General features: G+C 64.8%; 7 protein-coding genes and 1 pseudogene. All 8 read right to left on the bottom strand.

Going from position 1 to position 11,309, the window contains the following annotated elements; all coding sequences use genetic code 11:
- Positions 1-84 precede the first annotated feature (84 nt).
- Positions 85-3,816: a LamG domain-containing protein gene (locus P696_RS0141740; protein ID WP_026416976.1), complete on the bottom strand. Its 3,732-nt coding sequence runs from the start codon at positions 3,814-3,816 to the stop codon at positions 85-87.
- A 1,384-nt stretch (positions 3,817-5,200) separates the two neighbouring features.
- Positions 5,201-5,686: a hypothetical protein gene (locus tag P696_RS58615; RefSeq protein WP_026416975.1), complete on the bottom strand. Its 486-nt coding sequence runs from the start codon at positions 5,684-5,686 to the stop codon at positions 5,201-5,203.
- A 787-nt stretch (positions 5,687-6,473) separates the two neighbouring features.
- Positions 6,474-6,560 (bottom strand): annotated as a pseudogene (locus P696_RS59495) (hypothetical protein); the annotation flags it as partial.
- 115 nt (positions 6,561-6,675) lie between these two features.
- Positions 6,676-7,749, bottom strand: coding sequence for a DUF4192 domain-containing protein (locus P696_RS0141725; protein ID WP_064744351.1), 1,074 nt, complete (start codon positions 7,747-7,749; stop codon positions 6,676-6,678).
- 215 nt (positions 7,750-7,964) lie between these two features.
- Entirely contained in the window at positions 7,965-8,282 is a 318-nt protein-coding gene (locus P696_RS0141720) for a DUF8033 domain-containing protein (RefSeq protein ID WP_026416972.1), read from the bottom strand.
- A gap of 37 nt (positions 8,283-8,319) precedes the next feature.
- A complete protein-coding gene (locus P696_RS0141715; protein WP_026416971.1) occupies positions 8,320-8,733 on the bottom strand; it encodes a hypothetical protein in 414 nt (137 codons plus the stop codon).
- 121 nt (positions 8,734-8,854) lie between these two features.
- Positions 8,855-9,190: a hypothetical protein gene (locus P696_RS0141710; RefSeq protein WP_157430250.1), complete on the bottom strand. Its 336-nt coding sequence runs from the start codon at positions 9,188-9,190 to the stop codon at positions 8,855-8,857.
- Positions 9,191-9,427: 237 nt separating this feature from the next.
- On the bottom strand, positions 9,428-10,189 hold the full coding sequence (locus P696_RS0141705) for a hypothetical protein (RefSeq protein ID WP_026416969.1): 762 nt from the start codon (positions 10,187-10,189) through the stop codon (positions 9,428-9,430).
- Positions 10,190-11,309 lie beyond the last annotated feature (1,120 nt).

Genomic DNA, 11,309 nt, shown 5'->3' with positions numbered 1-11,309 from the left:
CAAGGGGGTGGAGCAAAGCAGGTCAGAGGTGTGCCGGGGCCTGGCCGACAGCGCGCTGACGGCCAGGGACACCCGTGCCGGGCGTCAGTTCGTCATCTGGTCGGCGTCCAGTTCGGTGGTCATGCCGTAGAGCCAACCCACCTGGTCAGGGGAGAGCGCACCATCGACAGTCCACACGTCGTCGACACGACCGCTCCACGGTTCACCACCCGACATGTTGCGCCCCAAACGCACCGGCGCGGAGCCAGTGAACCCGTCGACCAACTCGACGATGGAACCGTCGTCGGTGGTGTCATCGTCGCTGGTGTCCTGCTCCTGGCTGTTGACGTACAGGGTGAGGCGCTTCTGGGCCGCGTCGTACACCACAGTGATCAACTGCCATCGGTCGCCGTGGTCGGGGAAGGGATTCCAGCCGTAAAAGTGGGCCAGATTCGTGCTGCTGGTGGGAATGCCGGTCTTACGCCCAGTCAGAGCCGCTTCCCACACCCCACCTTTGACCTCCCCCACGGCACCGGGCAGGTAGTGGACGGTGAGCCCATCGCCGTTGGCCCCGGCGAGGCTGAACGCGGTCATCGCCCTGGTGGGTTCGGCAGCCGCCCAAACCCACGCGGAGACGGTGAAGCTATGGCTTCCATCGAGGGTCTGGGAGGTGGTGGCGGTGCCGTCGGTTCCTGACTGTTCGTTCAGCGACAGCGATCCCACCGGCGACGTTCTATCCGCAGCGGGCAGCGGACTCACCGAGTCGTCGAACAATGGGACGCCCGTCACCATGTTCGCCTGGCCTGCAAGCGTCAGCGGCGCACCCCCAATGACCTCGTTCGGGCTGGCCAGCGGGGAGCCAGTGGCGGTGTTGAGCCGCCAGCGCCCGGTGATCTGCTGCCGTGCGGTGGCGAGCAGGCTGACCTCGCCGTAGCCCAGGGGGCGGTCGTAGAGGCGGATATCGTCAAGGTCGCCTCGCCATTTGGCAGCCAGGCTGGCGGGGGTCCAGCCAGTACCCACGTACAACGGCCCGGTCGCCGCCCACGGCTGATGGGTGGCGGTTCCTTGCTGGCGCAAACCGTTGACATAGAGCGCCATCTGCTTGGTGACCACGTCGTACACCCCGGTCAGATGGGTCCACTGCCCCGCCACGGGGGCCTGATCGGAGGCGATGGCGTCGTCGGTGCCGTCGGGGTGGTGCAGGATCCAGGTCCAGCGGTCCTTGACCGGCGAGTAGGACATCAGCAATCCATTGGTGCTGCCCCCAGCCTGGCTGATCACCGCCCGGTACAGCGCCTTGTCGGTCAACCTCACCCACGCCGACAGCGAGAAGCTCTTGGTGGTGTCCACCACCTGGCCGGAGGTCTGCCCGTAGCCGTCACTGCCGTTGAACGTTGCAGCCTTGCCGACCTTGCCAGGCGCCCCCGTCGTCACGCCACCATTCAAGGACAAGGGGGCCTTGGGATCCTCGCTTCCCGAATCAGCCAAGGCACTGCTCCCCTCTTCCTCATTAGCGGTCCAATAGGCCTTGGGGTCCGATCCGGTCATGACGCGGAACGGGTAAGTCGCGTCGACTCTCTTACCATAATTATTAGTAACGGTGACATTCAGGTCGTTCACGCCAGCCTTGACTGGCATCGCATTTATGGTCGCGATGCCGTTCACCACCGGAGCTGTGCCGCCGTTGCGCGAGTCGTGATTAATATCCCAACTCACCTGACTCACTCCGGTGCCGTTGGCATCAATCTTCGCAGTGAAAACGCCATACTGGCCCACATTGCCGTAGGGGGCATCGACACCCTTCTCCGGATCGAACATTGGGTAGTCAGTCGAGGCAATGGTCACTTTGGGTGCAGAGAGGTCGTACTTGAAGTAGCAGTCGTCGCTGCCGTTCTGCCAGCTCCATGCGCTGCTGGACTTCCCGTCGTTGGCGATCACATGCCAGCCGATCAAGGTGTCCTGCGGAATGGTCACTGGCGGGGACGGCTGACTCAGACTCCAGCCGAAGTCATTGGCGCCGCTCCTCATGTATCCGGTGTAATTCGACACCCACCGCGATTTCCAGCCGGTGCCGTCCCCGGCATCCCATGAAAGACCAAACTGCACCCGCACCATGTCGCCCTGGCTGGCATCCGGATCGGAGACGTTCCTCACATGAACCCGCGGCAACTCACTCACCATCGCCGGTTGCGTACGGGTGTTGTGCAGCGAGCCATCAGGGTTGGTGCACCCACCGCCGTTCACCATGTTCATCTGGCTGAGCGTCGGCTTGTTCGGCCGGGTGTTGTAGGTGATGTGCAACTCGGCCTTGGTGGCCAGCCGCTTGGTGTACATCATGTCCGACTCGCTGCCTGCCTTCAGCGCGAACAGGATCGTGTTGATCTTCCCGTTCAGGCGCTCCTTCAGGTAGCTGGTCGTCTTGCTGGTGGAATTTTCATCGTCGGAGTTGTCGAACTTGATCGGGGCGGGCAACCCTGAGCACAGCGTCGCGTTCCGGTAGGACAGCAGCGTGTTGAAGTGGTCGCTGTCGTTGGTGGAGTTCCAGGTCGAGCTGGAGTTGAAGCCGGTTCCCGCCTTGGGCCGGTACAGGTTGATCCGGCGAGCGGTCGTGCTCGGGCACTGTGACGCGGCGGTCTCGTTGGCCGTGAAGTAGGCGCTGCTGATGTCCTTGCCGATGTACTTGCCGATCGGGAACCGGTACCAAATCCGCTTGACCTGATCGCGCTGGCATTTGGGGTCAAAGGAGTAGTCGCAGAACCCGACACCCTCGTTGGAGGAGAACTTGTACTGGACCTGCTCACTTCCGACCATGCCCCACTCGCCGCCGGAATCGGTGCTCAGCGGGGTTCCCTGAAACCACGGGTCGATGTACACCGGGAAGTTGGTGTCGGACGCCGTTAGCAGCGATTTGTCAGGAGTCAGGGTCAGGGACGAGTTGTCCACAGTGACGCCGACCGGTGCCTGCTTGGCCCCATCCGGCGCGCCCTCGGAAGCATCGCCACCAGCAAGACTGGGACCACCGGTCTGAGTTGGGGCCGGCGAAGGGCTTGCCGTCGGGCTCGTGGTCGGCGAGGTCTCGCTACGCAGCTTCGGCGCAACCGATGAGGTCGCCGAGGGGGAGGGCGACGGGGATTCGGAGGGAGGTGTCTCCGGGGTGTCGGTCTGGCCCGAGTCCCACATACGGGGAGCGGGGGCCGCGAACACCGTGCCGCCGGTTCCCTTGTCTATCGCCTTCAGGGTTTTGTCGGGCCCCTGCGTGACGGTGAGGCCGCCGCTGTCCATTCCCAGCTTGATCTGCGCGACGCGTGGGTCGGCTGCCGCTTCAGGTGTCTTGACGATCAGCACTTGGCCGAACCCGTCGACATCGGCACGTACCTGCAGGTCGACCCCCGGCAGGACCTCCGGGTAGGTCGCAGTCTCGCCATCCAGGGTCGGCTTTGGTAGCGCGCTGGGCCAGGTCAAGGTCATCTGCCGGCCAGCGCGGGTCATCTTCACCAGCGGTCCCGATCCACCACCGGAGAACGTCAATCCAACGGTGGATGCCGCGGGGGCGATGGAGCCGTCGTCCGACCGGTGCAGGGTCGGATCCACCCCGACCCACTTGCCGTCCTTCATCGTGCGGACGGGCCGCAGGTGCTCGACACCTTCCAGCAAGCCATCCGGCCGGGCCACAACGTCCCGGGTCTCGCTGCGCAACCCGGTGACCTCAACCTCCTTACCCGATGCCTTCGCCTCCGCTAGCGCACCAGCCTCAGTGGAGAGATCGGGTGAGGTATCTGCGGACGCCTTCTGGCTGACCGGAGTCACGACCTGAATCAGGGCGACCAAGAGCAGCACACCCAAGGCTGCAACCAGTGTCTTCGACCGGGTCGCAAGCGCCCCCAGGGAGCGGAATACTCCACCGCTCGAAGTTGCGGAGCGTCTACCAGGCACACGGGCCTCCAGTGCGGAACTTCGGGCGAGTGTGTGACAGGGACTCGCGCCTGCGGGGGTTGCTTATCGATGCGGCGGAAGGCATGCCCCGCCCCTGTTCGGAGGTCATCAGCTGGCTATCGGGAACATGCTCGTCGAAGCTCCGCTCCGGCTGCTGTCACCGCACTGGTGTCGAGAGCTGGCGCTGAGGCGGTCGACTGGGATCGGATACGGCGCGCGAGGTCGGTAAATGCCTGGGCAAGCTGCCGGGCTGAGCTGCGGACGTGAGCGTCGTCGGCGGACTTGCCACTCGCCCTGACTTTGGACGCCGCCTGTTCAAAAGCTGACGCGGCCAGCTGAGGGTTACTCACCGGGCGGTTTCTGAAGGTCGCCAGTTCCCGCTCGATCTGGCCACAGGACTTATTGGTATCTCTGCCACAGCCAGCGGAGATACCGGCGATAGCCAGGACCACCAGGGCAACGGCCAGCGGGCGCCACGCCCGCCATCCATGCCTACGCACGGGAACCGACGATCCGGCCGCCCTCTCGCCGCCCACCGAGAAGGGCTGAGACAGCGGGCTGCTGCACCCACCGAGAAAGCTGGCCACCTCATCACCACCGCTACAGAGCGCTACAGCTAACTCGGCACGGCAAATGACAAGTACCGAAACTGCAAGCAAAGCTTCCTGAACGGCGGAAACTTAACTAGGCCACGCAAAGTAGTCAACACTCTCACACAAGTGACACAGATCACACGGCCACGGCGATCGCATCTCGTGACATCTTTACGCGTCACTTAAATCGGACAAATGGTAGATTTTAGGCGTAAATCAACCAGAACCTCACCTATGGCCAGATAGAACTACACAGCGTCGAGATCGCCAGTGAGATAGATCACATCGCTGCCAGGTAAACGGTGATTTAGCTTGCAGCGTCCGCGCTTGGCGATCACCTGGGAAATGAACGCGCTGTGTTACTACTACGGTTGATCGTGGAGTTAGCGGAGGTTGCTTACACCACCTGGGCATAGCTCCAGCACGGCCGCTCCCGCGACCGAATAGCAACCTTCAGTAACTACTGCGTGAGAGCTCGCAAGGACGCCGGCCTTGCGTCATCGCTCGTTCAAGGATCGATGCCCGCCTCAGCAAGTCTCTCAAAGCTGCTGAGGCGGGCCTGGCAAATGACTCAGGCACAGCCGGGGCGGTTCAGGTGAGGTTTCGCCTCGTTGCTTGAATGGTTGGCTCCTGGCATCTTCTCAGCTGGACGGCCCTCCGAGCTGGCCAGGGTGATTGCCGAGGCATCGGCCTACTCAATGCAACTCATCCGTGAGCGTCTGAAGCAGCACGAATCCGATGGTGTAGTCAGCTGGACCGAGGGTGACAGCAGCGACCTCAGGGTCGTCGAAAACGGGAGTGCCATCGGGGCGGCGGACGTAAGAGACGCGGCCGTAGTCGACGCCTTCGGCCAGGTCGCCGACGGTCCACATGATGACTTCCTGCTCGCCTTCGCGCAGGGGATGGTTGGTGACCGGGCGGGCGGCGATGGAGTGTTCGGTGATGAGCCAGACCATGGGGACGGCCAGGGCCCAGCGGGTGGCGCCGGTTTGTTTGGCCTTGGCGGCGGCGCGGAGTTCGAAGGCGCGGGCGGTGGCGTCGTCGCGGAGGTAGTCGTAGTCGCTGAGGACCAGCCGCGGGGACCCGTCCAAGACGACGATGGCGGGGCAGTCGTGGGCTCGGATGGCTTGCTGGAGGCGCTTCACGGCGTCGCGCAGTAGCGCCTCGGTGTGTTCGTTCATCCGGGCCCTCCAAGGTGGGTGGGCGTGCGGCCTGCCATCCCAACGGTAGGCGGAACGGCAGGCCGCGCGGCGGGATCAGGTGAGTTCGCCTCGGGGTGTCCCGCCGAGCTTCCCGTCGCCAAGGTCTGCGGAGCGGCCTGCGTCGTGGCCCTGCCGGTAGCCGTGCCCGTCGAATCTGCGGGGCGCGCGGGGCCTTGCCGAGTTTGGGGAAGCGGCGTGCGAACTCGGCGTGGACGAGCTGGTGGCGGTTCATGAGCACCAGCTCACGGGACGCGGCGCTGGCGTCACCGGCCACCGCTTCGGCGTCGAGTTCCTCGGCGAACCGAGCTCGGGCGGCGTCAAGCTTGTCCTTGATGCCCTTGCCGAAGCCGCGCATGAAGCTGCGACGGACAGTAGAGGTCTCTATGGTCTTCTCGCCAGGGGTGAGCCAGTTCGGCAGGTTCCGAGCGTGCGTGCGGGCAGCCTTGGCGGCGCTGTTCTCCATCTGGAGCAGGACGGCGGGCAGCAGGAGCTTGAGGTTCTCGATCGTGGCGGCGGGGCCGACGACCAGGACCCAGCGGATGCGGCTACTGGAATCGTTGGCGCGGAACGCGACCTCACAGCCCATCCCCTCGGCCACGTCGCCGAGCGCCCAGGCGCGTTCCCTGCCGTGCCCGCCGCGTCCGGACACGGCGTGCTCGTACAGGAGGATCTCCTCCCGCACGTCTCCGCCCGGAGCGGCTTTGAGGTCGGCGTCTTCGATCTCGTACTTGAGCATGAGCATGCCCACCCGCGCGAAAGCGGCCTCGCGTTCGGAGTCGGGGGTGTCGGGGTGTTCGGCGAGAGTCAGGAGCTGTCTGATCTTCTGAATCTGCTTGGTTTTGTCCGCAGGCATGGGAGCCCTTCCGTGCGGTGCGTGCGAGATGAACGGGCCGCCCTGGTGAGGGCGGCCCGTGGCGGGTGCTGCATCGTCGTCGCTCATCCGGCTGGTGAGCTGTGCCCGGTTCTTCTCAGGACGGCTCGCGTGGGGTGTCGTAGGCGTCGTCGAGGTTCTGCTGAGCCACGAACTTCCGCAGCGTCGAAGGGGGCACCGCAGCGCTGACCATCATGTGCAGGAGGGCAGCGAGCGAGTAGTACGGGTCGGCTTCGTCCGCGCGATCGAGGGCGACACGGGCCATTCCGCTGTTGCCCGCCATGTAGGCCGCGAACGCGAGCAGCGTCGCTGGCGGGGCGGCGAAATCGGGTGAGGTGCGGCGGAGGACTTCGGTCCAGAGATCGATGTCGGCGTTCAGGTCGCCCTCGCCGATCCTGACCCATGCCTCGTCCCGAAGCCGCAGGTTGCCGAGCAGGACGCTGAACTCCGCGATCTCCTCGACGCTGATCGGGTTCTCATTGGCGCGTGTCCTCGCTCGCAGGTCACCGAGCCGATGGACGAACTCAGAGATCGTTTCCTTCGGCGTCTCCCTCGGGTCGGCGGACCAGACGTGCCGAAGCCGCCGTTCGGCGCGACCGGTGGCCTCCCGGATCTCCTGCTGGACGGTCTCGTCCGCCTCGATCATTTCGGCGAGGGCCTCGCGTGAAGGCGCGGCGGCAAGCCCAAGGTACGTGGCCGTCGCGGCCACCACCGACCGCGACGCGTCGTAGGGTTTCCCCTCCGGCGGGCAGCAGGAGGAGTTGACGCAGGTGAGCGACCACCAGCGGCCCTCGTCGACGCGAAGGCAATCGGCGACCCGGACCCCGGCCCGTGCGAGCGCCTCGTGGACCCGGTCGGCGCAGGGCAACACGCCCTCCTCAGTGCCGTAACCGATCAGGACGGCCTTCGCGAAGCGGTGGCGCGTCAGGATCTCGGTGATAGCCGCCTCGACCTCGAATTCGCGCGGCTCCGGCTCTGGACCCGGCAAGTCGATCCGGATGGCGGCGAAGTTGCGCGGTCCGTCGAAGGCGGCCACCACAAGGCTGTCCCGGGGGTGGAACCCGAGAAGGTACGGCACAGCGGTGATCACGTCCTCCGGCGTCCGGATCTTCATCGGTTCCAGCGGCTCATCGTCGGGACGGCCGGGGGCGGGAGGTGGCGGAGTGCTCATGTTCTGCCCTTTCTGTTCGCTGGGCCGTGCGCGCCATAGCACGCACGGCCCAGCGAGTTGGAGTCGGAGAGGTCGAGGGCCGTCGGAAGGCGCGGCGGTGTCCGATGGGGCCGCAGTGGATGGCACCGACCGAGCACGGAGCGGTCAGAGGCGCTCAAGGTCCTCATGGGCGGGACGGCTGTTGCTGGGGCCGCCCCGCCACAGGCCATAGACCGTCATGACCACTCCCCTTCGCACATCCAGCGCCGGATGATCGACTGGTGGCGGGTCGTGGTGGCCGAGTAGTGCTCGTCCGGGATGACGGTCAGGCCGTCCCGGCGCACCCACGCGATGGGAGTGAGGTACGACAGCGCGACGTATCCGATCCCGGGCACCTCGAGATCGGCCCGGTAGCGGTCCGCCCACTCCACCGGAAGGCGTCCCACCGCGTGCGGGGCATCGGTCACCGCGGAGAGTCCACCGCCGGTTGTGAACGCCTTGTGGTGGGTGAGCAGCCTTCCGAGCGCGCTGGAGCGGCTGGAGATCTTGGGCATGTGTGAACCTCCTGTCGGCATCGCCGGACGGGTTTAGTCAGCGGTCGGTGCATGCGGGCGAGATGTGCGCGGGCGATCCGCAGTAGCCGCACATGTCGTCGCGGATCAGCAGTGCCAGCTCCTCGGCGTGCTCTTCACGCCAAGCGACCTGTTCGGGGGTGAGGTCCTCGGGGTCCTCCGACGGCGTGATGAGGAAGGTCAGGATGGCCTTCGCCGCCTTCACGTGGGCATCGGCGGACAGTGGCTCACCGACGGGCGAGCACACGTCGCGCGCCTCGAAGATCGTCTGGCCGTCGCAGGCCAGCCGGTAGCCCCAGCGGATGCGGTTGTCGTCGGTACGTCCGGCCGGTTCGAGTTCGAGTGTGTGCGTGTCATCGATCGGCCAGCAGGCCGTGAGGCGGACCGAGACGCGCCACCACGGCGGAATCTCGATCACCTGGCTGGACGTCATGAGGCACCATCCCGGGTGTGGAATTCGGGTTTGAGTGGCACGGACGTTCCCGGAATCGTGGGGCCCCGGGAACGCCGTGCGTCGGCCGTGAGCGGAGAAGACCGCGCCGCTCGTAAGGGCTTCAGGTGAGGCGGACGGCCTGAACGTTGGCCTGGTAGCGCTGTCCGCGCACCGTGACCTTGCCGTTCGCCAGGAAGCCCGATCGGCCGGACCGGAAGTCCTTGGGAGTGAGCGCGCGGGACGCGAGATCGACCAGTGCCGTCCCGATCTCTTCCGTCGACGCCTCGGGCACCAGCTCGGGGTCGCCCTTGGAACCGACCAAGATCGCTTGTGCCTGCGCCTGGTAGCTGATCCCATCGAGGACGATCCGCCCGAACGCGTGGAATCCCTTGGATCCGGTACTGAAGTTCCGCCGTTCGAGCCCAGCGGAGATCATCCCCGCGAGAGCTTCCCTCATGTCCATTCCCACCCCTCAGCGATCTCGGCTCGAATCCGTTTTCCGAGCCACGCGTTCAGAGAATCGAAGTTCGATCGCCGGACTGGAGAGCGGAGCGAGCCGGGCGAATTCGCCTTCACTTACATACGTCCGCGATCTTTGCCGGAACGTCCGCCGCCACCATGATTCTCTTGAGATTTCGGTGGATCAAAATGAAGCGACCCCCGGATTCTTCCGGGGGTCGCCGAGGGATTGACTCTAGGCGTTGTTCTGGTCTTCGGTCGCGAAGCTTTCGCGCGCTTCGTCCAGCCGACTGGACAGCTCACGCCATTCGGCTTCGGCGTCGCGGCGCGTGCGGATGACCTGACGGCGCGAACCGTAGGCGCCACCGTGGCATTCCTGCGCCACGGTGGCGAAGACACCCGCGCGCCTGAGATCGTCGGACTTCTCGGCTGTTTCGAGCATCTGCCGAAGCGTCGGGAACTCCGAGCCGTTGCCCCACGCCGTCCGGAAGGTGACGGCGCTGTTCTGCGCGAACGTCGCGTCACGCAAGAGAGCGCGAAGAGCGTCATCCGCAGGCGGCTGCGTGACCCGATAGCCGTTGCGCTGTGCGGCATCCCGCACAGCCCAGCGACGCAGCGTCGCACGCGTGATGACCATCTGCTCGCCGTCACGACGGACGTACACCCACTCCTGCGACTCTGGCTCGGTACCGCTCTCGGCGGACGGCTCGCAGCGTGCGATCACGTCGCGCAGACGCTGCGCGTAGATCAGCACGGAGTCCTGAGCCGTGTCATCCGATGCATCGTCGGTGCCGAACAGCGGGTATCCGTTCTTGGTCACGGTCGCGCTGCCATTGGCCAGCTTGCGCGATCGGGTCGCGTCCACCTTGCGGCAGTATCCGCGCGCGATCGACCGGATCTCCGTCCAGTCGTGGTCCGTGACGCGCGCCATGTCCTCGGGCGTAAGCGACTCACCCGGAATCTTGCTCGGGCCGATCTCTCGAAAGTCCGCAGCCATGACCGTTCTCCGTTCTGTCGACACGCCGTGGCGCGCGCCCCTTTCTTTTTCACCTTCCAATCAATTGTCCGCCATCGCACCACAAAAAGCAGCTACACATAAAGGAAGCCTTGCATCACCGAAGGATAGGCGCCCGTCATCGACTTTGAGAAGTCAACAAGAGTCGATGGCCTTCGAAGGACTGGCGGCCGACCATCCAAATGACAGCAGAGTCGAGATCAATACCCAATGGAGCCAGCGAAGTTAATATCCAAATTAACAGCCTAGATATCGAGAGCAACAAAATCGGTGCGCTATGTCCGCTACTGCGGGAAGCCCCGCACCCCCGTCGCCCCCTCTACCAATCCGTGGCTCCATCCAGTCGGAGCACTCAGCAGGAGACCTGTTTCGCCGATGACCTGGCGATACTCCCCACACCCACTCCCCAATCAAGTGGGCAAGCAGATAGGAAGGGCATAGGGAGATCAGCTGGGCAGGGGGCGACCGAACCTCACCCGATCTCAGGTCGCTTCATCACGGCCAGAGATTCTGATCGCCGCCCGCGCATGGCTTCGGTCGGAGCTACAACAGTCCTGCCCGGGAAGTCCCGTCTATGCAGCCGCTCAGCTCGTTCGAGCTGCTTAGCATCGGCGGGCTGCATCGCTCTCGTCCCTCGACTCTCACTTCCAGCACCCCAGCTGAGGGCATTGCCAGCGCTCTTAACCAACGGTCTCGGCAGGCATCCAGATCAACTTATCGTCCGGTTCCTGCGGGGAGCCAACTCCGCGTCCGGTGGCGTCCTTGAACCCGCTTTCGGGCCTGAGAATCGCCTGCCACCTGCGCCAGAACACCGAGATAACCTTCACTCGAGTGAAGCAGTCAGAGGAGCGCCGAATGGCGCCTTCATCCGAATCCTCCGGCAACCTCGCCCCCCAGACGCGCTGCGACCGAGTACGGACAGCTCCCTCGCGCCGCCAGGCGAGCCTGTCGACGGACCAACTGTGAGGCCGGTATGTGCTTCGGAACCTCCAGTTCCCATAGGAACCCCGGAAGGTTCCGAAGATACTTTGGGACGATTTGTGTGCAATGACCGAATTAGTTCCTTGATCAATCGGAAACTCACTGTAGTATTGCCAGCTCA

Origin of the sequence: Actinomadura oligospora ATCC 43269, assembly GCF_000518265.1 — a bacterium.
Classification (GTDB): Bacteria; Actinomycetota; Actinomycetes; order Streptosporangiales; family Streptosporangiaceae; genus Spirillospora; species Spirillospora oligospora.
The sequence above is the reverse complement of the archived record's forward strand: the minus strand, read 5'-3'. Positions and strand labels throughout refer to the sequence as shown.